This is a genomic window from Paraburkholderia sp. BCC1885 (genome assembly GCF_900996235.1).
Lineage (GTDB): Bacteria > Pseudomonadota > Gammaproteobacteria > Burkholderiales > Burkholderiaceae > Paraburkholderia.
In genome coordinates this window covers 121,820-146,105 of the sequence record NZ_CAAJGM010000088.1, presented here as the reverse complement: position 1 = coordinate 146,105, position 24,286 = coordinate 121,820, and the positions used below count along the sequence as shown (strand labels likewise).

22 protein-coding genes are annotated in these 24,286 nt (G+C 64.9%); 16 read left to right on the top strand and 6 right to left on the bottom strand.

Going from position 1 to position 24,286, the window contains the following annotated elements:
- Position 1: 1 nt before the first annotated feature.
- Positions 2-1,255 (bottom strand): SfnB family sulfur acquisition oxidoreductase, encoded by a 1,254-nt coding sequence (locus FQ755_RS07505; RefSeq protein WP_144152668.1) that lies wholly within the window; start codon positions 1,253-1,255, stop codon positions 2-4.
- Between the two features lie 363 nt (positions 1,256-1,618).
- Between FQ755_RS07505 and FQ755_RS07500 the strand changes: the two genes are divergently transcribed.
- The gene (locus FQ755_RS07500) at positions 1,619-2,443 is read left to right on the top strand and encodes a MetQ/NlpA family lipoprotein (RefSeq protein WP_144152667.1); all 825 of its coding nucleotides are present in this window, start codon (positions 1,619-1,621) and stop codon (positions 2,441-2,443) included.
- Positions 2,444-2,616: 173 nt separating this feature from the next.
- Here FQ755_RS07500 and FQ755_RS07495 read toward each other — a convergent pair whose 3' ends face one another.
- A complete protein-coding gene (locus FQ755_RS07495) occupies positions 2,617-3,636 on the bottom strand; it encodes a succinylglutamate desuccinylase/aspartoacylase family protein (protein WP_144152666.1) in 1,020 nt (339 codons plus the stop codon).
- 382 nt (positions 3,637-4,018) lie between these two features.
- Here FQ755_RS07495 and FQ755_RS07490 point away from each other — a divergent pair, with 382 nt between their 5' ends.
- From FQ755_RS07490 to FQ755_RS07460, 7 genes are all read left to right on the top strand, one after another.
- Positions 4,019-5,689, top strand: coding sequence for a methyl-accepting chemotaxis protein (locus tag FQ755_RS07490; RefSeq protein WP_144152665.1), 1,671 nt, complete (start codon positions 4,019-4,021; stop codon positions 5,687-5,689).
- Between the two features lie 32 nt (positions 5,690-5,721).
- Positions 5,722-6,261 (top strand): chemotaxis protein CheW, encoded by a 540-nt coding sequence (locus FQ755_RS07485; protein ID WP_144152664.1) that lies wholly within the window; start codon positions 5,722-5,724, stop codon positions 6,259-6,261.
- A gap of 32 nt (positions 6,262-6,293) precedes the next feature.
- On the top strand, positions 6,294-7,709 hold the full coding sequence (locus FQ755_RS07480) for a CheR family methyltransferase (protein ID WP_144152663.1): 1,416 nt from the start codon (positions 6,294-6,296) through the stop codon (positions 7,707-7,709).
- On the top strand, positions 7,690-8,436 hold the full coding sequence (locus FQ755_RS07475) for a chemotaxis protein CheW (RefSeq protein ID WP_144152662.1): 747 nt from the start codon (positions 7,690-7,692) through the stop codon (positions 8,434-8,436). The genes FQ755_RS07480 and FQ755_RS07475 overlap by 20 nt, the downstream gene beginning before the upstream one ends.
- Positions 8,433-10,910 carry a hybrid sensor histidine kinase/response regulator gene (locus FQ755_RS07470; RefSeq protein WP_144152661.1) on the top strand — a complete coding sequence of 826 codons (2,478 nt, stop codon included), beginning with the start codon at positions 8,433-8,435 and terminating at the stop codon, positions 10,908-10,910. Before FQ755_RS07475 ends, FQ755_RS07470 begins: the two co-directional genes overlap by 4 nt.
- On the top strand, positions 10,907-11,914 hold the full coding sequence (locus FQ755_RS07465) for a chemotaxis response regulator protein-glutamate methylesterase (RefSeq protein WP_144152660.1): 1,008 nt from the start codon (positions 10,907-10,909) through the stop codon (positions 11,912-11,914). Before FQ755_RS07470 ends, FQ755_RS07465 begins: the two co-directional genes overlap by 4 nt.
- A gap of 63 nt (positions 11,915-11,977) precedes the next feature.
- Positions 11,978-13,066 carry a diguanylate cyclase domain-containing protein gene (locus tag FQ755_RS07460; RefSeq protein WP_144152659.1) on the top strand — a complete coding sequence of 363 codons (1,089 nt, stop codon included), beginning with the start codon at positions 11,978-11,980 and terminating at the stop codon, positions 13,064-13,066.
- Between the two features lie 67 nt (positions 13,067-13,133).
- Here the strand turns inward: FQ755_RS07460 and FQ755_RS07455 are convergent, their stop codons facing one another.
- A complete protein-coding gene (locus FQ755_RS07455) occupies positions 13,134-13,448 on the bottom strand; it encodes an antibiotic biosynthesis monooxygenase family protein (protein WP_144152658.1) in 315 nt (104 codons plus the stop codon).
- A gap of 168 nt (positions 13,449-13,616) precedes the next feature.
- The gene (locus FQ755_RS07450; protein ID WP_137954307.1) at positions 13,617-13,895 is read right to left on the bottom strand and encodes an HU family DNA-binding protein; all 279 of its coding nucleotides are present in this window, start codon (positions 13,893-13,895) and stop codon (positions 13,617-13,619) included.
- A gap of 455 nt (positions 13,896-14,350) precedes the next feature.
- Here FQ755_RS07450 and FQ755_RS07445 point away from each other — a divergent pair, with 455 nt between their 5' ends.
- Together FQ755_RS07445 and FQ755_RS07440 are read left to right on the top strand one after the other, a co-directional pair.
- Entirely contained in the window at positions 14,351-16,720 is a 2,370-nt protein-coding gene (locus tag FQ755_RS07445) for a DNA polymerase II (protein WP_144152656.1), read from the top strand.
- Between the two features lie 257 nt (positions 16,721-16,977).
- Positions 16,978-17,301: a DUF4148 domain-containing protein gene (locus tag FQ755_RS07440; protein ID WP_313957430.1), complete on the top strand. Its 324-nt coding sequence runs from the start codon at positions 16,978-16,980 to the stop codon at positions 17,299-17,301.
- Between the two features lie 46 nt (positions 17,302-17,347).
- Here FQ755_RS07440 and FQ755_RS07435 read toward each other — a convergent pair whose 3' ends face one another.
- The gene (locus FQ755_RS07435) at positions 17,348-18,142 is read right to left on the bottom strand and encodes a hypothetical protein (protein WP_144152654.1); all 795 of its coding nucleotides are present in this window, start codon (positions 18,140-18,142) and stop codon (positions 17,348-17,350) included.
- Between the two features lie 212 nt (positions 18,143-18,354).
- Between FQ755_RS07435 and FQ755_RS07430 the strand changes: the two genes are divergently transcribed.
- Both FQ755_RS07430 and FQ755_RS07425 read left to right on the top strand, forming a co-directional pair.
- Positions 18,355-19,317, top strand: a complete 963-nt coding sequence (locus FQ755_RS07430; RefSeq protein WP_144152652.1) for an NAD(P)-dependent oxidoreductase — start codon at positions 18,355-18,357, stop codon at positions 19,315-19,317.
- 71 nt (positions 19,318-19,388) lie between these two features.
- Positions 19,389-20,672 carry a tetratricopeptide repeat protein gene (locus FQ755_RS07425; RefSeq protein WP_144152650.1) on the top strand — a complete coding sequence of 428 codons (1,284 nt, stop codon included), beginning with the start codon at positions 19,389-19,391 and terminating at the stop codon, positions 20,670-20,672.
- Between the two features lie 42 nt (positions 20,673-20,714).
- Here the strand turns inward: FQ755_RS07425 and FQ755_RS07420 are convergent, their stop codons facing one another.
- Positions 20,715-21,164: a hypothetical protein gene (locus FQ755_RS07420; RefSeq protein WP_144152648.1), complete on the bottom strand. Its 450-nt coding sequence runs from the start codon at positions 21,162-21,164 to the stop codon at positions 20,715-20,717.
- 293 nt (positions 21,165-21,457) lie between these two features.
- Between FQ755_RS07420 and FQ755_RS07415 the strand changes: the two genes are divergently transcribed.
- The 4 genes from FQ755_RS07415 to FQ755_RS07400 are packed head-to-tail and all read left to right on the top strand — an operon-like array spanning position 21,458 to position 24,286.
- On the top strand, positions 21,458-21,970 hold the full coding sequence (locus FQ755_RS07415; RefSeq protein WP_313957429.1) for a DUF6622 family protein: 513 nt from the start codon (positions 21,458-21,460) through the stop codon (positions 21,968-21,970).
- A 43-nt stretch (positions 21,971-22,013) separates the two neighbouring features.
- On the top strand, positions 22,014-22,271 hold the full coding sequence (locus tag FQ755_RS07410) for a hypothetical protein (protein ID WP_144152644.1): 258 nt from the start codon (positions 22,014-22,016) through the stop codon (positions 22,269-22,271).
- Between the two features lie 13 nt (positions 22,272-22,284).
- Positions 22,285-23,409, top strand: a complete 1,125-nt coding sequence (locus FQ755_RS07405) for a sensor histidine kinase (RefSeq protein WP_260858383.1) — start codon at positions 22,285-22,287, stop codon at positions 23,407-23,409.
- Between the two features lie 31 nt (positions 23,410-23,440).
- A complete protein-coding gene (locus tag FQ755_RS07400; RefSeq protein WP_144152721.1) occupies positions 23,441-24,286 on the top strand; it encodes a LytR/AlgR family response regulator transcription factor in 846 nt (281 codons plus the stop codon).

The following is a 24,286-nucleotide window of genomic DNA, read 5'->3' as shown; positions in this document are numbered from 1 at the left end:
TTCAGTTCCACGAATGACGCGCGGGCAGCACGTGATTCAGGTGATAGTTGCCGAGCAGATGCAGCTTCCAGCGCACCGGATCGTGCAGCGTATGCGTGCGGGCGTTGCGCCAGTGACGGTCGAGGTTATGCGCTGCGCGCGTCGCGGACGAACCGGCCAGCTCGAAGAGTTTTTCGCTCGCCTCGAGCGCAATGCGAGTGGTCAGGATCTTGGCTTCGGCCACGGCGACGGAAGCGCGCGCGCTGGCGTCGGCATCGATGGATGATGCGGCGGCGATTGCATCGAGCGTCTGCCCAGCCTCCTGCAAAACCTCGTGCGCGGCATGCAGATCGATCTGCAGACGGCCGACGTCGGCGATGATGTACGGATCGTCCGTCGCGTGCTCGAGGCCGGAATCGACCCACGGACGCGCACGTTCGCGCACGAAGGCGAGCGTGTCGGCCACGGCGGCCTCGGCAATACCCTGGTCGATTGCGGCCTGAATCAGTTGCGAGGTGGGACCAAACAGGCCTGGACGATCCGCGAGTTGCCAGATCGGCAGCACGTCCTGCGGATCGACCGATACGTTTTCGAACGTCACCGTGCCGCTCGCCGTGGTACGTTGTCCGAACGAACTCCAGTCGTCCACCACCGTCAGGCCCGGCGCTTCGCGCGGCACCCAGACCTGCACGGCGCGTCCTTCGTCGTCCGTGGCGCGGGCCGGCACACGATGCGCGAACAATGCACCGGTCGAATAAAAACGTTGACCGTCGAGACGCAAGCCCGCGGGCGTCGTGGTGAGCCGCGTGGTGCCCTGCAGGATGGTTTTGGCGCTCGCCGAACGGCGCTCCGGCCCTGCATTGCCGAGCCGGTGACCCGCCAGCACCTCGCCGTACAGGCGCGCTTTCTGCTGCGGCGTGCCGATCTCGCGCAGCAGGCCCAGCACGCCGAAGTGATTCTGCGGAATCTGCCCCAAAGCAGGATCCGCCGCGCACAGGATCACGAAGACCTCGGCCAGCGTCGCATAGGAAACATCGGCACCGCCGTATTCGCGCGGCACCGTGATCGCGCCGAGGCCGCTTTCCGACCATAGATCCAGTTCAGCCCAAGGCAAACGCCGTTGACGGTCGCGTTCGGCCGCGCCTGTGGCAAAGCCTTCAGCGAGAGCACGCGCAACCTCCAGCGCTTGTGCATCGTCGGCGATGCGGCGCACGCGGGCGGGATCGGGACGACGCGGTAGACGTGCCGTGACGGCAGGGGATTCGGGAGTGGACATGGCATTCGTACAGACAAAGTGGACACCCATCCGCTCGCAGCGCTTCAACCCCTTTTCGACGGGACGCGCACAGCCTGCGTAACGCTTGTGGCGAACAGGTTGAATCATGTATTGGAACAGGCGAGGCTCGTCACGCCTACTATCGAATTGGAACTTGCTTATGAGGATTTACGATTTTCCGGCGGCGTAATGCCTGGGTGAGGCTTGGGTGACGCCTGGTTGAGGCGTGATTGAGGCCTGCATGAAGCCCGCGCTTTTCATATATGCCGCAGTGGATTTAGTAACGCACGGAAAAATATTTGCCAGCAGGCCGCTTCCTTACATAGCATGCGGCCATCATCAACCACATGACTACTGCGTCTCATGAATAAAAGAAACCTGCTGAAAACCGCGCTGGCCACCGTCGTGTTCGGCCTGGGTGTCGCCGCCTCGCAACTTTCGCTGGCGGCGCCCCAAACGCTGCGCGTCGGCATCATGTCCGGCGAGGATGAGGACGTGTGGCGCGTCGTCGCCGCGAATGCGGCCAAGCAGGGTCTCACCATCAAGATCACGACGTTCTCCGACTACACGCAACCCAACGAGGCGCTTTCGGAACACGATCTGGATGCCAACTCGTTCCAGCACAAACCGTATCTCGATGCGCAGATCAAGGCGCGCGGCTATACGATCGTGCCGGTGGGCTTCACGTATGTGCAGCCGATTGGCCTGTATTCGCGCAAGGTAAAGTCGGTTGCCGATCTGCCGGACGGCGCCACCATTGCCGTGCCGAACGATCCGAGTAACGAAGGACGCTCGCTGCTGTTGCTGCAAGCCCTGCATCTGATCGCGCTGCGCGCGGCCGTCGGCCTGCTGCCGACCGCGCGCGATATCGACAGCAATCCTAAGCACATTCATATCAAGGAACTCGACGCCGGCATCGTGGGCCGCGCGATCGGCGACGTGGATGCCGCCGTGATCAACACGGACTGGGCCGTCAAGGCCGGCATCAAGATTCCGCAGGAACGTATCGCCCAGGAACAGGTGACGGGCAATCCGTATCGCAACTTCCTCGCGGTCAACGCCAAGGACGCGAACGCACCGTGGGTTCACGCACTGGTGCAAAGTTATCAGCAGCCTAACGTGGCCGCGGAAATTCTCAGCGTCTACCACGGTGCGACGCTGCCGGCGTGGAACGAGGCCAGCCATTGAGTTCGGCAAGCTAAGTATGTGATCGAACCGCGCCCGCTTGTGATGCATCACCGCGTGGGGCGCCGGTCAAAGGGCGGTTGCCGTTGCCAGACGGTAGCCGCCCTTCTGCCTTGGGGCGATTGGGGATTGGCTAATCCAGAATGATCCATCAGGATCACGAATCGATTGCCGCTCTATTCGCCCACAGCTTCGGCCAGATGATAAATGCAGTCGCCCCGCTGCACCATCGCCGGCACGCGTTTGCATACCACCTCCCCTGCGCCGGCGAAATGCAGCGTGACGGGCTCGCGCAGCGGCGTCTCGGGGAAATGAATCCGCGCGGCCGCTTGCCCCGCCACCACGTGTTCGCCCATCTCCACCAACGGCTCATACAGGCCGCGCTCATAGGCATAGACATAGTGCCGCGACCCTGACACGTGCATGAAACGGGTTTGACCCGGCGCGCTATCCGGCACCAGCTCACCCCGCAGCAGGCCGATAAAACCCAGCACATGCAGCAGCCCCTGGCGCGCCTCGCTGAGCAGCTTTGCCTGCACCGTCCCGCCGCCACCCAGTTCGGTCAGGATCGAAAGCGCCCCTTGGCGCCGCGCCGCGGTAGCCGAATGGACCGGGTTCTCGGGATGCAGAAACGCCTTCGGCAAACCGAACGCCGCGAGCAGCGCACGCAGGCGTGCGTCTTCGTCGGCGTCGCGCGGCTCGATCGCCAGCATGTTTGCGCCGTGGTACAGCAGGGAACTGCCGCCGGAATGCAGATCGATCAGGTAGTCCGCACGCGAGAGCAACGCATGCTCGATGTAGTCCGCGATCATTTCAGTGGGCGAGCCGGCCGGATTGCCTGGAAAGGTGCGGTTCAGATTGCCGCCGTCGAGCGGCGAGGTGCGCAACCCCGCTTCAGCCGCGGGGAAATTGGCCATGGGCAGCAGAATCAGTTGTCCGCGCAACATCTGCGGCTCGATTTCGCGGATCAGTTGCGAAACCAGCACCTGTCCCTCGTATTCGTCACCGTGATTGCCCGCCATGACGAGCATGACCGGACCGTCGCCGTTGCGGATCGAAGCAATCGGAATCGGAATCCAGCCATACGCGGAGCGATGCACCGAATGCGGCAGCCTCAGGTAGCCGGTCTGTTTGCCGTCCGCATCCAGATCGATTTCACTGCGGATCGGATTGACGGCTTGCGTGTCTCGGGTCATCTGTCGTGGCTCTGGCGTTAAAAGTTGCGTTGCTGGGAAGGCGAGTCTTCCATTTTCGGCGACCCGCGCGCCGCTGGTTACCAACTTATACAACGATCCAAAGCCACGGGAAAGCTAAGGCCGGCGGCAAACCCGCCGGGCCGGCCGGCTCTAAAGCGCGGGGTTCTCCGTGAACACTTACATCGCCCTAACGCGCGTTTCATCGCGGCAAATTGACCTTCCTGCCCGTCGTATAGCCTAATCTGGCACAATTTACCCCCGCTATTCCCCCGACCGGCGCACGCGCCAGTGGTGTAGGGTCGTATTCTGGGCCTCATTGCAAGCAGATGAAGGTGCTTTTGGGGCAGCGCCCACGTATCAATTCGTCAGAGAGACATCGAAAATGGCCACTGCCACGTCACGCACGAACCCCGCCAACCTGTCGTTGAGTAACGGCCGGCTCACACTGGGTGCGCGCATCGTGCTGAGCTTCGGCGCGCTGTTCCTGCTGATGCTGGTGATGGCCGCGATCTCCTATTCACGGCTGCGCAACATCGACGACGAGGCATTCAGCCTGCGTCACGATTCGGTGCCAGGTCTTTACTACGCCACCACCCTGCGCGCCGCAGCCAACGAAGGCTACGCGACGCTCGAACGGGCCATTTTCGTGGATCCGGACGCGTCCAGCATGAATGCCGACCTCGATCACATTCCGGATGCCCTGCGCAATTTCGACAAGGTCGTGGCCGACTATCAGGCCACCGTGTTTCACGACAACGACCGTATTCACTTCAATGACTTCAAGACCGCCTACGACCAGTACCTGGCGCTCTTCAACGACGCAACCCGCGAAGCACGCACCTCGAAACCGGCGGCGCAGGCCGCTTTCATCCAGCTCACGCCCGCATGGAACAACGTGATCCGCTCGGCCAACGTGCTGGTCGCGGAAAACCACACGCAAGCCGACGATTCGGCCGAGTTGATCCGCTCATCGGTGACGGGCACCGAGGTCACGCTCGCCAGCGCGCTCGGCATCGTCCTGCTGGTTGCGCTCGTCACCGGCTACGCGCTGTTCAAGGCGGTCACCGTGCCGATGACGCGGCTTGTCGAAGTGCTCGACACCATGCGCACCGGCAACCTGGCGCAACGTCTGAACCTGCGCCGCAGCGACGAATTCGGCACGCTGGAGAACGGCTTCAACCGGATGGCCGAGGAACTGACGAGCCTCGTCTCGCAGGCGCAGAAATCCTCGCTGCAGGTCACCACCTCGGTCACGGAGATTGCCGCGACCTCCAGGGAACAGCAGGCCACGGCCAGCGAAACGGCCGCCACCACCACCGAGATCGGCGCGACCTCGCGTGAAATTTTCGCCACCTCGCGCGATCTGCTGCGCACCATGAACGAGGTCGCGGGCGTCGCGGAACAGTCCGCCACCCTCGCGGGCGCGAGCCAGAGCGGCCTCACGCGCATGGAAGAGACGATGCGCAGCGTGATGGAGGCGGCCGGCTCGGTGAACGCCAAGCTGTCGATCCTCAATGAGAAGGCGGTCAACATCAATCAGGTGGTCGCCACCATCACCAAGGTGGCCGATCAGACCAACCTGCTTTCGCTGAACGCGGCGATCGAAGCCGAAAAGGCCGGCGAATACGGCCGCGGCTTCGCGGTGGTGGCCACGGAAATTCGCCGTCTTGCGGACCAGACAGCGGTTGCCACTTACGACATCGAGCAGACCGTCAAGGAAATCCAGTCGGCTGTTTCGGCCGGCGTGATGGGCATGGACAAGTTCTCCGAGGAAGTGCGCCGCGGCATGCGCGACGTGCAGCAGGTGGGCGGTCAGCTTTCGCAGATCATCAACGAAGTGCAAACGCTCGCGCCGCGCTTCCAGCTCGTCAACGAGGGCATGCAGACCCAGGCCACCAGCGCCGAGCAGATCACCCAGGCGTTGTCGCAACTATCCGAAGCGGCCCAGCAGACGGCGGAGTCGCTGCGCCAGTCGACCCAGGCCATCGACGACCTGACGCTGGTCGCCAACCAGTTGCGCACCGGCGTGTCGCGCTTCAAGATCGACGCGTGATGCACGCTCCACGCTAAACACGGGCCATCGCGATGCTGTTTCTCCTCTTCGATCTGGACGGCGACCGCTACGCACTCGATGCGGCCGAAATCGTCGAGGTACTGGCGCTCGCGCCCACCAAGTCGATTCCCGGCGCGCCTGGCTGGGTCGCCGGGATGATCGAGCGGCACGGCGAGCCGGTGCCGGTGCTCGACGTGTCGCAGCTCGCGCTCGGCCGCCCGGCCCGCCAGCTTCGCTCGACCCGCCTCGTGCTGGTGCGCTATGCGCCGGACGAGGCGGCGCAAACGGGCGCTCCCGATAGCGCGCGTCTGCTCGGCCTGATCGTGGAGCGGGCCACCCAGACACGACGCATCGAGCGCGCGCAGTTTCTCGACACCGGCGTCGCCACGCCGCATGCCCGCTGGCTGGGTCCCGTCGCAAACGACGGCGCGGGCCTCGTGCAATGGGTCGAAATCCAGCAGATGCTAGGCGACGACGTCAGGGCGCTGCTGTTTCCGCCAGAGCCAGGCGAAACGGAAACGCGACCAGCCAAAACGCAAGCTGCCGTTGCGCAGCCGCCCGCCCAGCCGTGACCAGCGAATCGAACCATCACGTGAACCGCGCCATGAACGCCACGGACCCCTGCTTCGAAACCTGGCTCTCGCAAGAGACCGGGATCGATGCGCATTCGCTCGGCATCAACGCCCTCGAACGCGCCGTGCTCGACCGCGTGCGCGCGACGCGCGCAGATTCTCCGCAAGCGCCCCTCGCCGAAGATGCAGTGGACGCCTACTGGCAGCATCTAAACGACTCACGGGACGAGCGGCTCGCGCTGATCGAGGCGCTGGTGGTGCCCGAAACCTGGTTTTTCCGCGACCGCGAAGCCTTTGTGACGCTAGCGCGGCTCGCCAATGAGAAGCTCGCGCGCGATCCGGCCCGCGTGCTGCGTGTGCTAAGCGTGCCGTGTTCGAGCGGCGAGGAACCGTACTCGGCGGCAATGGCGCTGCTCGACATCGGCATCGGCGCGGAGCGTTTCGTCATCGACGCCATCGATATCAGCGCGCGCGCCATCGAACTGGCGCAACACGCCGTCTACGGACGCAATTCGTTTCGCGGCGGCGAGTTCGGGTTTCGCGAGCGCCATTTCAATGCGAAGGATGGCGGCTGGGTGCTGAACGAACGGGTCCGCGAGAGCGTGCGTTTTGCGCAGGCGAATCTGTTCGAAGCGGCGTCGGCGGCCACCACGCCCTACGACTTTATTTTCTGCCGCAATGTGCTGATCTATTTTCGCCGCGAGGCGCAGGACCGCGCGATTCATCTGCTCGAGGCACGGCTCGCCGAGGGCGGCACGATCTTCGTCGGTCCGGCGGAAACCGGGCTGATGATGCGTCACGCGCTGAGTTCGGCGCGCATTCCGCTGGCGTTTGCGTTTCAACGCACGTCGCAGGACCAGGTTGCATCGCAAGGGGTTGCGATGCCTCGAAACGTGAAGGATGAGGTTTCGTCGACGGTTTCATCTGTAGCGTCAATGGCCGCCGCCACCGCGGGCAATGGCAGCGCGCTTCATGGCGTATATGGGACGCGCAAGCCGGCGCTGGCGCCCGCTGTTCAGGCTACGCCTGCCAGACCCGCGCAACCCGTGGCCCGCGTGAAACCCGCGCCCGTTTCTGCCTCCAAGGAATCGCTCGACGAAGCGCGCCGTCTCGCCGACGCCGGACACTTTGACCAGGCCGAGCACGAGGCGCAGAAGTTCGTCAACGTGCACGGCACGGATGCCGAGGCCTTTTATCTGCTTGGCCTGATCGCCGACGCGCGCGGCCGCACCGCCGACGCTAGCGACTATTACCGCAAGACGCTCTACCTGGAGCCGGCTCATTACGAGGCGCTTACGCATCTTGCGGCGCTGCTCGACATGACCGGCGACGGCGCAGGCGCCCAGCAACTCCTGCGACGCGCCGAGCGCGCCGCCGCGAAGCGCCCCGCTATGACGGAAGCCCCTTTGAACTCATCACGAGGCGCACATGGCACACGGCGCCATTGAGCATGCAGACGTGACCGCGCGGGACGTCATCATGCGCATCGACGATTGCTGGAATCGCATCGGCGTGCGCGGCGACAGTTCGTGTCCGAAGCTGGCTGAATATTCCCGCTGCCTGAACTGTCCTGTGTTCGAACAGGCTGCCGCGCGACTGCTCGATCGTCCGCTGGATCACACGGAGCGGGCTGAATCCGCGACGACGGCTACGCCTGCGCTATCGCACGAATCCGGCGGCAAAACGCCCGCGAATCCGGATATGGCCGACGCCTGCGCAAGCCACTCCGCGCTGGTATTTCGGATTGCTGAAGAATGGCTCGCGCTGCCGACCGCCGCACTGCGCCAGGTCGACGACATCCGCCCGATCCACTCCCTGCCGCATCGACGCAATCGCGTGGTGCTCGGCCTCGTCAATATTCGCGGCGCGCTGACGGTGGCCGCCTCGCTCGGCGAACTGCTGCATCTGGATCGCACGGCCAGCGGCAAATACGCATCGGGCAACGGCTACGCGCGCATGCTGGTCGCCGCGCATCGTGGCGAGCCGGTGGCGTTTCCGGTGGATGAGGTCGAGGGTGTGGTGCGTTTTGCCGCCAGCGCGCTGCTGCCGGTGCCGGCCACCCTTGCGCAGGCCGGCGCCTCGCACGCGCGCGGCGTGCTGGAGTGGCGCGAGCGCCGCGTCGGCCTGCTCGATACCGACCGCGTTTTCGAATCGCTCGCCCGGAGTTTGCGATGAGTAGCGACGACGATCTGAGCCGCCGCTCATTGCTCGACCTGTTCCGCGAGGAAGCGCAGACGCAGACGCGCGTGCTCTCCAGCGGCCTGCTGGCGCTCGAACATGCGCCCACCGACGCCGCGCAACTCGAAGCCTGCATGCGTGCCGCGCATTCGCTGAAGGGCGCGGCACGCATTGTCGGCTTGCAGAACGGCGTGGACATTGCGAACGTTCTGGAAGAATGCTTCGTCGCCGCGCAACGCGGCACGCTCCGGCTCTCGGCGGCGCATATCGACGAACTGCTGCGCGGCGCCGATCTGCTGCTGCGCGCCGGCAACGCCGACCCGCAGACCGCGCTCAGAAGCGACGAAGTAAGCGCGTTTATCGCGCGTCTCGCCACTTTCGGCGAACCGGCCAACGACGCACGCACACCGAATGCAGGGCATTCCGCACCGCCGTCCTGGTCGAATCCGTACCCCGTAAGCACAGGCTCGTTCGCACCGGCAGCCCCCGCCGCACCCTCGGACGACGACGCAACCCTGCGCGCCGCGCTCGCCATCCTCGGTGCCGACGCGGCAAAGCTGCCGGCGCCGGGCTTCGCCGAGCCGACGCCAGAAGCACCAGAAGCGCCAGCAGCACCGGCAGCGCCAGCAACCGAAGCCGAGCCGCCAGAACCGCCTCGCGCGCCAGCCCCTGGACCTGGACCTGCTACGCTACCCGACGCAGCGCCAAACCTCCACGGCGCCCGCGACCCCGAACGCATGCTGCGCGTGCGCGCCGACAACCTCGACCGGCTGCTCAGCCTGTCCGGTGAATCGCTGGTCGAATCGCGCTGGCTCAAACCGTTCGCCGAATCCATGCTGCGCGTCAAACGCATGCAGCGCGACGCGTCGCGCGCGCTCGATTCCAGCTTCGAAACCCTCGCCGAACGCCTCGACCCGCAGGCACTGGCCGCGCTCGATGCGGTACGGCAAACGCTCGGCACGATGCAGCATCTGCTCGCCACGCGTATCGACGAACTCGACCGGTTCGACCGCCGCAGTTCCAATCTCGCCCAGCAGTTGTACGACGAAGCGCTGCAATGCCGGATGCGCCCGTTCGGCGACGCGACCCATGCGTATCCGCGCATCGTGCGCGATCTCGCCCGTTCGCTCGGCAAGCGGGTGCGGTTTTCGATCGTCGGCGAATCGACCCAGATCGACCGCGACATCCTCGACATGCTCGACGCCCCGCTCGGCCATCTGCTGCGCAACGCGCTCGATCACGGCGTCGAAACGCCCGAGCAGCGTCTCGCGCAAGGCAAGCCCGCCGAGGCCACGCTGACGCTCGAAGCGCGGCATAGCGCCGGCAAGTTGCTGATCAGCGTCAGCGACGACGGCGCCGGCGTCGACCTCGACGCCGTGCGTGCGGCGGTGGTGCAGCGCCGCCTCGCCGACGCGGAAACCGCCGCCCGCCTGTCGGACCCGGAATTGCTCGACTTCCTGTTGCTGCCCGGCTTTTCGATGCGCACCCAGGTGACCGATGTCTCCGGGCGCGGCGTCGGACTCGATGCGGTGCACGAAATGGTCAAGGCGGTGCGCGGCATGGTGCGCATCGTCACGGAAGCCGGCCAGGGCACGCGTTTCGTGCTGCAGTTGCCGCTCACGCTCTCGGTGATCCGCAGCCTGCTCGTGCAGGTGGGCGGCGAAGCCTATGCCTTCCCGCTCGCGCACGTGCGCCGCACGCTCGAACTGGCGCGCGGCGAGATCGACATGCTCGAAGGGCAACAGCATTTCGCCTTCGACGGCCGGCCGGTGGGACTCGTCACCGCGCATCAGTTGCTCGGCACCGAAGCGCCCGACGAAGCGCGCGCCACCGTCGCGGTGGTGGTGATCGGCGACGAGCGCGGCACCTACGGCGTGGCGGTGGACCGCTTCCTCGGCGAGCGCATGCTGGTGGTTCAGCCGCTCGACAACCGGCTCGGCAAGATCAAGGATATCGCGGCCGGCGCGTTGATGGAAAATGGCGAAGCAGTCCTGATTATCGACGTCGACGACCTGCTACGCTCGGTCGATAAACTCGTGCGCGGCGGCCAGCTCGACAAGGTGCGGCGCGCCGGCAGCGGGACGGCCCGCGCGCGCAAACACGTACTGGTGGTCGAAGATTCGCTGACAGTGCGCGAACTCGAGCGCAAACTGCTGGAAAAACGCGGCTATACGGTGACGGTCGCGGTGGACGGCATGGACGGCTGGAACGCGCTGCGCACCACCCGCTTCGATCTGGTGGTGACCGACATCGACATGCCGCGCATGGACGGCATCGAACTGGTCACGCTCATCAAACGCGACGCGCTGCTCAAAAGCGTGCCGGTGATGATCGTGTCATACAAGGATCGCGACGAAGATCGCCGCCGCGGGCTCGACGCCGGCGCCGACTACTATCTGGCCAAAGGCAGTTTCCACGACGAGGCACTGCTCGACGCGGTACACGATCTGATCGGGGAGGCGCATACATGAACATCGGCATTGCCAACGACCTGCCGCTCGCCGTCGAAGCCATGCGCCGCGCCATTGCGCTGCGGCCGGAGCATCGCGTGCTCTGGGTGGCCACCGACGGCGCCCAGGCGGTGGACTTCTGCATCGCGCAGCCGCCCGACGTCGTGCTGATGGACCTGATCATGCCGAAGTTCGACGGCGTCGAAGCGACCCGCCGCATCATGTCCCAGGCGCCCTGCGCCATCCTGATCGTGACGAGCAGCGTCGGCGCGAATGCGTGGCGCGTCTACGAGGCCATGAGCGCCGGCGCGCTGGACGCCGTCGATACGCCTACGCTCACCGGCAACCGGCTCGGCGACGCCTCGCAACCGTTGCTCGCCAAGATCGATCAGATGGGCCGCGTGCTCGACAAGCCCGCGGTCACGCTCGCGCCTCGGCCCGGTCCCATCATGGCCTCGGGCCGCGCACCGCTGGTGGCGATCGGCGCCTCGGCCGGCGGGCCGGGCGCGCTCGCCACGATCCTCGCTCAACTGCCGGTGGGTTTCGCCGCCGGCATCGTCATCGTGCAGCACGTCGACAAGGCGTTCGCCGAAGGTATGGCCCAATGGCTCGATAGCCAGACGCCCCTATGCGTGCGGGTGGCCGTAAGCGGCGACCTGCCCAAGGCCGGCGAGGCGCTGCTCGCGGCCACCAACGACCATCTGCATGTGACGCGCAGCGGCTTGCTCGATTACACGTCCGAGCCCGCCGAGACGCCTTATCGCCCCTCCGTCGACGTGTTTTTTCATAGCGTGGTCGAATACTGGCGTGGCGACGCCATTGGCGTGCTGCTGACCGGCATGGGCCGCGACGGCGCGATCGGACTCAAGGCAATGCGCGCGAAAGGTTATCAGACGATCGCCCAGGATGAGGCCAGCAGCGCGGTCTACGGCATGCCGAAAGCCGCCGCCGCACTCGACGCGGCACGCCGCATCCTGCCGCTCGGCAGCATTGCGGGCGAACTGATGGCGAGCCTCAAACGATGAATACAGCAACCCAGCACGAATGGCATAACACGCGTGACGCGCGTTTTGGAAACAGGTACGAAAATGGCAAATGATCAAACCGGCTCGTCTGACCAGCGAGACCACGCGCCCGCTGTCCATCACGGCGCGGACGCGACACTCGAGGCGGCGCGGGCGGCGCTGCAAACCTCGGCGCCGGCCGATCAGCCGGTGATGGTGCTGCTGGTCGACGATCAGGCGATCGTCGCCGAGGCGGTGCGCCAGGCGCTGGCCGCGGAAAGCGGCATCGACTTCCACTATTGCGCGCGCGCCGACGAAGCGATGAAGGCCGCCGTGCAGACCCGGCCGACCGTCATCCTGCAGGATCTGGTGATGCCCGGCATCGACGGGCTGACGCTCGTCAAGGCTTATCGCGCGACGCCCTCGATCCGCGATGTGCCCATCATCGTGCTGTCGACCAAGGAGGAACCCGTCATCAAGAGCGCGGCCTTCGCGGCGGGAGCGAACGACTACCTCGTCAAACTGCCGGATCGCATCGAACTGGTCGCGCGCATCCGTTATCACTCGCGTTCGTACATCAATCTGCTGCAACGCGATGAAGCCTACCGGGCGCTGCGCCAGTCGCAACAGCAACTGCTGGAGGCGAATCTCGAACTGCGCCGGCTGACGCATTCGGACGGCCTGACCGGCCTGTCGAATCGCCGTTATCTCGACGAATACCTGAGCGCTGAATGGCGCCGCGGCACGCGTGAAAAAGCCGAAATGTCGCTGTTGATGATCGATGTCGACAATTTCAAGCTGTATAACGACACCTACGGCCACGTGGCCGGCGACGAAGTGCTCAAGCGGATTGCCGCGACCGTGGAAGGCTGCCTCGGGCGTCCAGGCGACCTTGCGGCACGCTTCGGCGGCGAAGAGTTTGCGGTGATCTTGCCCAACACGCAGCTCGAAGGCGTGCGCGCGCTGGCCGAAAAGATCCGCCGCGAAGTGGAGGCCCTGCAGGTGCCGCACGCGAATTCGTCGACGGGAGACTATGTGACGATCAGCATCGGCGGCGCCGCGGCGATTCCCACCGCCGACGCGCCGATGACTTCGCTGATCGAAGCCGCGGACCTCGCGTTGTACAAGGCGAAGCGCGACGGCAAAAACCGCGTGGCGCTGACGGGCGACTGAGTGGCAACTGAGTGGCAACTGAGCGGCAACTGAGGGGCGCTTGATTGCGCCCGGCCGCCTCGTTGCGCTACTTCACCGTCTGGATGACTTCGAAACCTTCGAATTCGGGGTGGCCGAGATACAGCGAACGGGTTTCGCCGCCGGCATTGCGGTGGGCCGCGCGAAACGCCTCGGAGCCGGTCCAGCCTTCGAACGCCGCATGATCGGCCCAGACCGTGTGACTGGAATACAGCACATGGTCTTCCTTCTGCGGGCCCTTTAACAGATGAAACTCGATGAAGCCCGGCACCTCTTTCAGATGCGTGTCACGACTCTTCCAAAGCGTTTCGAACGCGCTCTCAGATCCGGGAGCGACTTTGAAACGGTTCATCGCAATGTACATGATGCGTTCCTCGAAGCAAGGCCCGGTTGCCCGCCTCGCCGGCGATCTGGCGGCGCGGGTAACCGGAGACGGACTTGCCGCGCCAGCGTAGCGGCGCATGACAGGCCCGTCAGCGCCGCGCAGCGCCGCCCTGCATAGGGTGGGTGCCGCGCGGGATCGACAGCGCGATCAGGAGGCGTTGACCGCGTCCTTGAAGGCCTTGCCGGCGGTGAACTTCACCGTCTTTGCCGCAGCGATCTGGATTTCCGCGCCGGTCGACGGGTTACGGCCAACGCGCGCAGCGCGAGCACCGGTGGAGAACGCTCCGAAGCCGATCAGCTGAACGGTTTCGCCTTGCGACACCGCGTTCGTCACCGCTTCGATGATCGCGTCGATCGACTTGCCGGTGGCCGTCTTGCTTTCGCCCGTCGCAGCCGCAACTGCGTCAATCAGTTCCTGCTTGTTCATTGCACATCCCTTTCTGTATTGATGAAACCGGCACCCCCTAAAGGCGCCAGACCCGCCACCCTACCTCATTCAGGCGCTTCTGCGCAAACCCGGAACGTCGCAAAGGCCCGTCCGCATGCCGCTTATGACCGCTTTTGAGCGCTTTGCCCGGCTTTTCGCCCGCTTCGGACAGCCGGTGACAACCCCCAAAGCAAATGATGCAAGCCCCAAATGAGGGCACGGCCAGCCGCGCTGCGACGCCGCCCGGGTGCCCGCCGTGAGCCCTTATCCTACCCTGCCTTGGAGGACGCAGGCACGACAGGCATGGCTTCGAGGGGTTCGACGCGATACTTCGCCACCCATGCCGGCGCGCCGCCCAGCCGTCTGCATAGCTGCCCGCGAGACAGTTTCGGACAGCCCGCTCACACCCGCCTGGCCAGTAAAATAGACCCCGACAGGTTCTTAAAGGTTGCAGTGTGGTTCAACAACAGCAGCAGGGTTTTCTTCTGACCCGACATTGGCGTGACACGCCGGCTGGCACGGAAGTCGACTTCTGGCTCGCCACCCCGGACGGGCCGCAACATCTGCGCCTCGCGCCGCAGACCTCGGTGGCGTTCATTCCCGCCGAGCAGCGCGAGCGCGCCGAAGCCGTCCTGCGTAACGAGCGCCAATACGAACTGCGTCCGCTGGCGTTGACCGATTTTCAACAACGTCCCGTCATCGGACTGTATTGCCGGCAATATCGCCAGTTGCTGAAGCTGGAGAAGTTGCTGAAGGAATACGGCGTCAATGTCTACGAGGCCGATATCCGCCCGCCCGAGCGCTATCTGATGGAGCGCTTCATCACCGCGCCGGTGTGTTTCGGCGGCGAGACGGTCGGTGATGGCCGTTGGCTCAATGGCGAAATGAAGCCGGATACCGCGTATCGCCCCGCCCTGAAACTCGTCTCGCTCGATATCGAAACCACCGCGCACGGCGAGTTGTATTCCATCGCGCTGGAGGGCTGCGGGCAACGTCAGGTGTATATGCTCGGGCCGGCGAATGGCGACGCGAGCGGCATCGATTTCGACCTGGAGTATTGCGAGAGCCGTCCTGTGCTGCTCGAAAGACTCAACGCCTGGCTGGAGCGTCACGATCCCGATGCGATCATCGGCTGGAATCTGGTGCAGTTCGATCTGCGCGTGCTGCAGGAGCATTCGCTGCGTTACGCCGTGCCGTTGCGTCTGGGTCGCGGCGGCGACGTGATGGAGTGGCGCGAGCACGGCGGCAAGCAGAATCACTTCTTCGCGGCGGCCGCGGGCCGACTGATCATCGATGGCATCGAGGCGCTTCGCTCCGCCACCTGGAGCTTTCCCAGTTTCAGCCTCGAATATGTCGCGCAGGAACTGCTGGGCGAAGGCAAAGCCATCGACAACCCGTATCAGCGCATGGCGGAAATCGATCGCCGCTTCGCTGAAGACAAGCCGGCGCTGGCTCGCTACAACCTCAAGGACTGCGAACTGGTTACGCGGATTTTCGCCAAAACCGAATTGCTGACGTTTTTGCTGGAACGCGCCACCGTCACCGGCCTTGCCGCGGATCGCAGCGGCGGTTCGGTGGCGGCTTTCACGCATCTGTACATGCCGTTGATGCATCGGCAGGGCTACGTCGCGCCGAATCTCGGCGAGATGGCCGAGGAAGCGAGCCCCGGCGGTTTCGTGATGGATTCGCAGCCCGGCCTGTACGACTCCGTTCTGGTGCTCGACTACAAAAGCCTCTATCCGTCCATCATCCGCACGTTTCTGATCGATCCGGTGGGGCTCGTCGAAGGGATCAACAATCCGGACCAAAGCGCCTCCGTGCCCGGCTTTCGCGGCGGCCGTTTCTCGCGCAGCAAGCATAGCTTGCCCGCTATCGTCGGGCAGATCTGGCAAGGACGCGAAGCGGCCAAGCGGCAACAGAACAAGCCGCTGTCGCAGGCACTGAAGATCATCATGAATGCGTTTTACGGCGTGCTGGGCTCGAGCGGTTGCCGCTTCTTCGATCCACGGCTCGCGTCGTCCATCACGATGCGCGGCCACGAAATCATGCACCGCACGCGCGAGTTGATCGAGGCGCGCGGGTATCAGGTGATTTACGGCGACACCGATTCCACCTTCGTGTGGCTCAAGCAGGCGCGCACCGAAGAGCAGGCCTCGCACATCGGGCGCGCGCTGGTCAAATACGTGAACGAGTGGTGGCGCGAACATCTGCGCCAGGCATTCGGGCTCGAAAGCGCGCTTGAATTGCAGTTCGAAACGCACTACCGGCGCTTTCTGATGCCGACCGTGCGCGGTGCCGAACAAGGCAGCAAAAAACGCTACGCGGGTCTGGTGATGCGCGCCGACGGCAGCGAGGAAATGGTCTACAGGGGACTAGAAACGGTACGCACCGACTGGACTCCGCTCGCCCAGCAATTCCAGCGCGAACTGTATCTGCGAATCTTCAAGCGGCAGCCGTATCAGGACTACGTGCGCGATTATGTCGAACGTACCTTGCGCGGTGAATTCGACGCTTTGCTGGTATACCGCCGCCGGTTGCGCCGCAGCCTCGGCGATTATCAGCGCAATGTGCCGCCGCACGCGCGCGCCGCCCGCATGGCCGACGAGTTCAATCAGCAGCAGGGCCGGCCGTTGCAGTATCAGAACGGCGGATGGATCACCTATGTGATGACGGTGGCCGGGCCGGAGCCGCTGGAAACGCGGCGCTCGGCGATCGATTACGACCACTATCTGACGCGGCAGTTACAGCCCTTGGCGGATGCGATCCTGCCGTTTTTGAACGACGATTTTTCGGCGTTGATGACGGGGCAAAAGGAACTGTTTTAGGTTCTTCGCACCGCGCCATGACCCCAAAAAATAGCCATAACGCCGGAAAAATCACGCGAAATCACGCGAAATCGCCAATATTCAGCACCTCGAAGCATATTTAAAAGCCCCGCAATACTGAGTTGTGAAAACAGAGGTAAACCGGCATCGCCGTGTTACTAGACTGTAATCATGGCGGGCGTGCTGCATGGCTTTGGCCTCATGGTTTTGGCCTATATCCGCCGTGTCAATTCACGAACTGATTTTGCAGGGAGTGCATGATGAAAACCTTCATCTTTGCGGTCGCCACGGCGTTTCTTCTAGCCGCACCGATCGCCTCGTCCGCGCAGTCGACGAACGAGCCGCTGACGCGTGCCCAGGTGCGCGCGCAATTGGTCGAAATCGAACAGGCGGGTTATAAGCCGGGGACGGACAAAAACACCTATCCGACCGAAATCCAGGCCGCCGAAGCGCGCGTGGCGACGCATCAGGAAGCAGCCGCGACGAATGCGACCGGCTATGGGCCGGCGATGAACGGTTCCGCAGAGTCAAGTGGCCAAAGCATGCAGCCTATGGCGAGCCCGGCGAATGTCGGTCAATGACCGGCACTTCAGCTTCAAATGGCAGCGCCTTGCCAGCCCTTAGCCTTTACTCCGTAGCAATCGCATCCGGTTGACGGGTACGCGCGCGGCCTGCATTCGTCAGACGCCGCGTGCCCCACTGCACGCCCATTGCCAGCAAGGCGGCTTCGACGAATGCCGTCAAGGTCGCTTCGCGCGGCAACGCAAACGACAGAAACAGGCAGAAAGCTGCGAAGGAAAACCGCCCCAGTACCATGCCGCGCAGCAATGAAATGACGAAAGCCGATCCGTGCGCCCGCTGCGACGACACCGACAGCACCACTCCCAATAACGGAAACACCGCCAGCAAACCGCTCCACGCCGCCCCGAGCCGGCCGGACAGCGACGTCACCAGCACGGTAAGCGCCATGCCCGCGAGCATGCGGCCCATTAAGTCCGCGCGGGTAAGCGGCGCGCCCGCAGCCACCGCACCGCTGCGCGGCAGAAACGATTGCCCGAACAGCACCGCCGCGAGCGCGACGCCGAGCGCCCAAAAAGGCGAAGCCGGCAGAAACGACAACGCGGAAGCAGCCACCAGCCAGCTTGCGAGTCCAGCCGCCAGCGCCAACGGCCAGGCACGGCCGCGACAGGTCCACGCGTAGGCAAAATTAAAGGCTTCAGAGGCGAGAATCGCGGAGAGCGAAAGCGTGGCGGCATGCGCGCCGAACACCGGGCCATGGGTGAGCACGAGCAGGTAGAGAATGGGGCCAGCCACCACCGGCAGTCCTGCCAGCCAACCGGCAATGGATGGCCCCCACCACTTGCCCGACATCGAGACGATCAAGAGAAAAGCGGGAACAAGCGTGAGCTTGAGTGCAAGCATGACGGGTCGGGCGGGTATAAAGCCGGATCTTACCAAACCGTTTCGCGCCTGCCGTCACCGTGATGTCACCTTGCCGTCACGGTAACCGCAAGCGGCGCCGTCGCTCACGCATGGAAACCGGTCGCGCTCAGCCACGCCACGTGGCGCATGCAATCCCGCGTAATCCGATGCGCATGCGGAACTGCCTGCACCGCGCCGGCATCGCTGCCATAATGGATTTTCAGCCCCAACCTGCCCCCACTAGAAGGAGTCGTGCAGTGAGTGATTCAGCCCCATCGTCTTCGAGCGACGCCAAGCGCCGCGTTGCATTTCTCGGTCTGGGCGTCATGGGATATCCCATGGCCGGCCATCTCGCCAAGGCCGGCCTCGACGTCACGGTCTATAACCGCACCTTTGCCAAAGCGGAACAATGGGTGGCCGAATATGGCGGCCGCGCAGCGCGCACGCCGCGCGAAGCCGCGGACGGCGCCGAACTGGTGCTGGCCTGCGTCGGCAATGACGACGATCTGCGCAGCGTCACGCTCGGCGAAAACGGCGCGTTTGCCGGCATGACGCGCGGCACGACTTTCGTGGACCATACCACCGCGTCCGCCAATGTCGCGCGTGAACTGGCGGCCAATGCGGCCGAGCACGGCCTGCAATTCGTCGATGCCCCCGTCTCGGGCGGCCAGGCCGGCGCGCAGAACGGCAAGCTGACCATCATGTGCGGCGGCGAAGCCCAAGTGTTCGAGCACGCCGCCGTCACGCTCCGGCATTACGCGGCGGCCGTTACCCTGGTCGGCCCGGCAGGCGCCGGGCAACTGGCGAAGATGGTCAACCAGATCTGTATCGCCGGCGTGGTGCAGGGTCTGTCCGAGGCGATCAATTTCGGCGAGTGCGCCGGCCTCGATATGCCGCTCGTGCTGGAAGTGATCGGCAAAGGCGCCGCCGCCAGCTGGCAGATGGACAACCGCGGCAAGACGATGATCGACGGCAAGTTCGATTACGGCTTCGCAGTGGACTGGATGCGCAAGGACCTCGGCTTCTGCCTCGACGAAGCGAAGCGTAACGGCGCCGCGCTGCCGATGACGGCGCTCGTCGACCAGTTCTACGGCGACGTGCAGAACCTCGGCGGCAACCGCTTCGACACCTCGAGCCTGATCTGGCGTCTGCGGCAACTCAAGCGCGCCGATTGAACGCTGAGCGCGCATCGAGATCTTCAACCGGCTGAGCTTGCCTTGCGTCAAGTCGATACGAATACCGTCCGATGAATCAGTCCCATCCGCCTGACGCGTCCCATGCGGAAATCGAGCTCGTACAGGCCGCGCTCGACGCCCAGGCGCAAGGCGAGCTTGCCGTCGCCGAGCGCCTTTATCGGGCGCTGCTCGAAGCAGACGGACGCAACGGCGTCGCTCACAACAATCTGGCGAATCTGTTGCGTGAGAGCGGGCGCCTCGCGAGCGCCATCGACCACTATCGGCACGCGCTCGAATGGCTGCCGGATTCGGCGCCGGTCCGCTCGAATCTGGCGGACACCCTCGAAAGCATCGGCCAATACGAGGCCGCCGAGGCGGAATATCGCCGCGCGCTCGAACTCGATCCCGCCAACGCCGCAGCCCGCTACAACTATGGGCTTCTGCTGCTGGCGGCGGGACGGTACGCGGAAGGCTGGCCGCATTTCGAAGCGCGCTCGGCGGTGTTCCGCGAGCACGGCACGCTGCCGTTCGCGCGCTGGAACGGCGAGGACTTGCGCGGCAAAACCCTTCTGTTGCTGCCCGAGCAGGGCTACGGCGACACGATCCAGTTCGTCCGCTATGTGGGTCTGCTCAAGGCGCGCGGACTCGCGAAGCTCTCGGTGATCTGCAAGCCGGCATTGGTCCCGCTATTGCGCACGGTGCAAGGCATCGATGCGTTGATCACCGATCCGCAAGGCTTGCAGGTTCACGACTATTGGGATTCGTTGCTGAGCTTGCCTTATCGCTTCAACACGACGCTCGACTCGGTTCCCGCGCCCATTCCTTATCTCGGCGTGTTCGGCAATCGTCTCGATGCATGGCAGGCGCGACTTCCCGCCGATGGCATCAAGGTAGGGCTCGTCTGGCAAGGCAACCCCGAGCACGACAACGACACGGCTCGCTCGCTGCCGCATTTCTCCGCGCTGCGGCCGCTGTGGTCGGTGCAGGGGGTGCATTTCATCAGCTTGCAGGTGGGCGGCGCCGAAGCGCAAGCGCGTGAATGCGCGGACCAGCAACCGGCGCTGTGCCTCGGCGACGCGATCCGCGACTTCGGCGATACCGCCGCGATCGTCGCGCAACTGAACCTCGTGATCTGCGTGGATACCGCCGTCGCCCATCTGGCCGGCGCGCTGGGCGTGGCCTGCTGGCTGATGCTGCCGCGCCGGCGTACCGACTGGCGCTGGCTGCGCGCCGGCATGCGGTCGCCGTGGTATCCCAAGGACCTGTATCTGTTCCGTCAGGGCGAATCCGGCTGGCCGGGCGTGATCGATGAAGTCAGAGATGCGCTGGCGGAAATTCTGCGGAAGCGGGGCTAACCCGTCCCGTCACGCCTCGTCAAAAGCGCGAAGCCCCAGGCCTCACTTCGTCGCCTTGCACAACACCGCCGTCATCACCAGCGGCAAGACCTCGTGCACCACCGCTTCGCTGCCCGCATCGTGTAGATGCACCTTCACGGCTTCGCTCGTGCCGAACACCACCACGCCGTAGATCGAACCCGGCAACGCCTCGCCGCTGCCCTTGTGAAACAGGTCGTCGTCGTGCGCGTAGCCGAGCACGGCGTAGACCCGGAAACCGAAGGCCGTCAACTGGCTGCCGTGAGTGGGGCGAAACGCGTTCACCGAGTTCGCTTCCACGTGCATGGGCTTGGTTTCGATGTACTGGTCGCCTTGCAGCGAGGCGATGAAGGTATGGGCGTCGGACGTGCAGTCGAGCTGCGCGTCGAGTTCGTGTGAAACCGCCGGGAGCGAGTGGAGCAATGCGCCGATCATGGTCAGCGCACCAAACGCGATGGGAAAGCACTTTCTCATAGTGATGCAACCCTTATCCTGGCAATGTCCGGCACGCGAAGCGCGTACCAAACGTAAGACCTTTGCTTCACTCCCACTGTACGGCAGCCATCCATCCACATGACATGGTGTTCGGGTGGCGCCGCGCTGGCACTGCGCGCTGGCTGCATAGTCAGCGCTTCATAACCTCAGAACCTTAGACCGACAAAAACATTTCGCGCCGATTCCGGGCCGTTTCGCGCCGCATCCCGGCATTTTGTCGCAAACCGCTCGAAGGTGGCGCAAGCCGGGCCGAAGATGCGTCATCGAATCCCTTGTTAATAGACACGGAGCCCGCCGCCATGTTCACTGCCATTCTCCAGCAAACGCCTCATTGGGTCTGGGGCATCCTCGCCGCCCTGACTGTCATGGGTTTCAGGCAAACCCTGCCGCGCCGCCGCTCGCTGCGCAGCGGCACGGCGTTGCCGCTCGTGATGGTGCTGCTGTCGCTGTACGGCATCGCGTCCGCTTTCTCCCGCCAGCCGCTGGCGATGCTCGCCTGGGTGGGCGGCGGGGTGCTCACGCTGTGGCTGGCGCAGGCCCTGCGCGTATGGAGCGGCATTCGCTGGCTGCCGCAGGAGCGCAGCGTGCTGATGCCGGGCAGCTGGCTGCCGCTCGTCCTGCTGCTCGGGCTGTTCTCCGTCAAGTTCGGCGTGGCGATAGCGCTATCGATCACGCCGAGCCTCGCCATCGACGCCGGCTTCGGCGGCTTCGCCGGGCTCGTCTATGGCGGCTTCAGCGGCCTGTTCCTCGCCCGCGCGCTCGCCGTCTGGCGTGTGGCGCGCTGATCGGCGCGGCGTCGACCCGAACCCTTCTGCGAGATGCGCCCCCATGAGCCCATTCGCCATGTTCTGCCATTCCGGTCTGGTGCATCTATTGACCGGCTACAATCCGCTGAAGGTGGATCTGTCCAGCAGGCTTGGCCTCGCGCGCGACCTGTGGCGCGTCCATCGCCCGCGGACCGCCTTCGACTCGCTCGTGCCGCCGCCGCGAGACCAGGTACGTCACGGCGAAAGCAGCGCAACTTCCGAACCGGGCAGATGCATGGCCCGCTTATCCGTTTTGCCCACCCGCTCGACGAGCGCCTGACCCGGACCGCCCTATGCCCCCGCACCGCGTCGCTTTCAAGTGGCTTTGGCGTGAGCTGAGAATCACGATCCTCGTCTCGCTGGCGAGCACCTTCATGTTCGGGCCGTTATCGGACGGGGCGTTCCTCTCCAATCTGATTTATTCGACCACGGTCACCATCTGCATTCAGGCCCTGATCGAAGCGGGCCGCTACGGTCTGCCGTCCCGCGCGGCGCGGCGCCGCGCCGCCGTCACGCACGACGGTTCAGGCGGCCACGCTTCCGGTCACTCCTCCGCAAGTCTCGTGCCACAGCGGGCATGGCCCGGCTGGGCCCTGATGGCGCCGTGGGTGGCGATGTCCGCCGTGGTGGGCTATCTGGCGGGCCATGCACTCGGCGATTTACTGACCGGCACGCATCAGCCGCCGCTCGGTTTCATGCGCGACGCACAGACCCTGCTGCCCACCCTGGCGCCGGCCTTCGCACTGGCAATCGGCTGCACCTATTTTTTCTATGCACGCGGACAGCTTGCCGCGACCGAGGCGCGCGAGCAGGCCGCGTTGCGCACCTCGGCGGAAAATCAGTTGAAGCTGCTGGTGTCGCAACTGGAACCGCACATGCTGTTCAACACGCTGGCGAATCTGCGCGTGCTGATCGGCCAGGACCCGCCGCGGGCGCAGGCCATGCTCGATCACCTGAACGGCTTTTTGCGCGCCACGCTGGATGCCTCGCGATCCAATTCGCATGCGTTGGCGGCGGAGTTTGCCCGTATCGACGATTACCTCGAACTGATGCAGGTGCGCATGGGCCCGCGTCTGCGCGGCACGCTCGATCTGCCCGCCGAGTTGGGCGGCTTGCCGGTGCCGCCGCTGCTGCTGCAACCGCTGGTCGAGAATTCGATCAAGCATGGGTTGGAGCCGAGTGTCGCCGGCGGCCAGATCGAGATTGCCGCACGGCGCGACGGCGACGCGCTCGTGCTGAGTGTCCGCGACACCGGCGTCGGCCTCGGCGCGACGCCCACGCACGGCAGCCGCTTCGGCATGCAGCAGGTGCGCGACCGGCTCGCCGCGCTCTACGGCGACGCCGCCTCCCTTGAACTGAACTCACCAGGCGACGGCCGCGGCGGCGCGCTCGCCGTGGTCCGCCTGCCCGTTACCTGAGCCCACCCTATCCATGACGAATACCTCCCCCATGCACGCCACCGCCCTGATCGCCGAAGACGAACCCTTGCTGGCCGCCAATCTGCAAGCCGAACTGCTGCGCCTGTGGCCCGAGCTGCGCATTGTCGCCAGCGTCGGCGATGGCGCGTCCGCGCTCCGGCAGGGGCTCGACCTGCAACCCGACGTGCTGTTCCTCGATATCCGCATGCCCGGCATGAGCGGTCTGGAAGCCGCCCAGGCGCTGAGCGAGGACTGGCCCGGCATGGGCCGTCCGCTGCCGCTGCTGGTATTCGTCACCGCGTATGACGAATACGCGCTGCATGCATTCGAGCGCGCCGCACTCGACTATGTCCTCAAGCCGGTGCAGCCGGAACGGCTGGCCAAAACCTGCGAGCGCCTGCAAGCCAGCCTACGGGCGCGGGCGCAATCGCCCGGCGCGGATGCGGGCCTCGCGCCGATGATCGATCAGTTGCGCACGTTATTCGGCGTCGGCCAGGCTGGCGCGGCGGGCGCCTATGGCGCGCAGGGCCAGGGCGGCGCCGTGCAGGCCGCGCCGTTGCGCATGATCCAGGCGAGCGCCGGCAACACCATCACGATGGTGCCGGTCGGCGAGGTGTTGTATTTCGAGGCGGCGGACAAGTACGTCCGCGTGATCACGGCCGAACAGGAGCATCTGATCCGCACGTCATTGCGAGAACTGCTGCAGCAACTCGATGCGCAGCAGTTCTGGCAGATCCATCGCGGCACGGTGGTACGCGCGGAAGCGGTTGCAAGCGCGTCGCGCGACGAGGCCGGCAAGCTCACGCTCAGCTTGCGCGGCCATCCCGCGAGGCTCGCCGTGAGCCGGCTGTATGCGGATCAGTTCAAGGGGATGTGA

Bases quoted from the DNA above. Each gene is read 5' to 3' on its own strand.
- FQ755_RS07475 (WP_144152662.1), top strand. From the start codon at position 7,690: ATGGCACACGGCGCCATTGAGCATGCAGACGTGACCGCGCGGGACGTC.
- FQ755_RS07470 (WP_144152661.1), top strand. From the start codon at position 8,433: ATGAGTAGCGACGACGATCTGAGCCGCCGCTCATTGCTCGACCTGTTC.
- FQ755_RS07440 (WP_313957430.1), top strand. From the start codon at position 16,978: ATGATGAAAACCTTCATCTTTGCGGTCGCCACGGCGTTTCTTCTAGCC.
- FQ755_RS07400 (WP_144152721.1), top strand. From the start codon at position 23,441: ATGCACGCCACCGCCCTGATCGCCGAAGACGAACCCTTGCTGGCCGCC.
- FQ755_RS07480 (WP_144152663.1), top strand. From the start codon at position 6,294: ATGAACGCCACGGACCCCTGCTTCGAAACCTGGCTCTCGCAAGAGACC.
- FQ755_RS07455 (WP_144152658.1), bottom strand. From the start codon at position 13,448: ATGTACATTGCGATGAACCGTTTCAAAGTCGCTCCCGGATCTGAGAGC.
- FQ755_RS07490 (WP_144152665.1), top strand. From the start codon at position 4,019: ATGGCCACTGCCACGTCACGCACGAACCCCGCCAACCTGTCGTTGAGT.
- FQ755_RS07465 (WP_144152660.1), top strand. From the start codon at position 10,907: ATGAACATCGGCATTGCCAACGACCTGCCGCTCGCCGTCGAAGCCATG.
- FQ755_RS07505 (WP_144152668.1), bottom strand. From the start codon at position 1,255: ATGTCCACTCCCGAATCCCCTGCCGTCACGGCACGTCTACCGCGTCGT.
- FQ755_RS07500 (WP_144152667.1), top strand. From the start codon at position 1,619: ATGAATAAAAGAAACCTGCTGAAAACCGCGCTGGCCACCGTCGTGTTC.
- FQ755_RS07405 (WP_260858383.1), top strand. From the start codon at position 22,285: ATGCCCCCGCACCGCGTCGCTTTCAAGTGGCTTTGGCGTGAGCTGAGA.
- FQ755_RS07460 (WP_144152659.1), top strand. From the start codon at position 11,978: ATGGCAAATGATCAAACCGGCTCGTCTGACCAGCGAGACCACGCGCCC.
- FQ755_RS07425 (WP_144152650.1), top strand. From the start codon at position 19,389: ATGAATCAGTCCCATCCGCCTGACGCGTCCCATGCGGAAATCGAGCTC.
- FQ755_RS07435 (WP_144152654.1), bottom strand. From the start codon at position 18,142: ATGCTTGCACTCAAGCTCACGCTTGTTCCCGCTTTTCTCTTGATCGTC.
- FQ755_RS07410 (WP_144152644.1), top strand. From the start codon at position 22,014: ATGAGCCCATTCGCCATGTTCTGCCATTCCGGTCTGGTGCATCTATTG.
- FQ755_RS07450 (WP_137954307.1), bottom strand. From the start codon at position 13,895: ATGAACAAGCAGGAACTGATTGACGCAGTTGCGGCTGCGACGGGCGAA.
- FQ755_RS07420 (WP_144152648.1), bottom strand. From the start codon at position 21,164: ATGAGAAAGTGCTTTCCCATCGCGTTTGGTGCGCTGACCATGATCGGC.
- FQ755_RS07430 (WP_144152652.1), top strand. From the start codon at position 18,355: ATGGATTTTCAGCCCCAACCTGCCCCCACTAGAAGGAGTCGTGCAGTG.
- FQ755_RS07485 (WP_144152664.1), top strand. From the start codon at position 5,722: ATGCTGTTTCTCCTCTTCGATCTGGACGGCGACCGCTACGCACTCGAT.
- FQ755_RS07495 (WP_144152666.1), bottom strand. From the start codon at position 3,636: ATGACCCGAGACACGCAAGCCGTCAATCCGATCCGCAGTGAAATCGAT.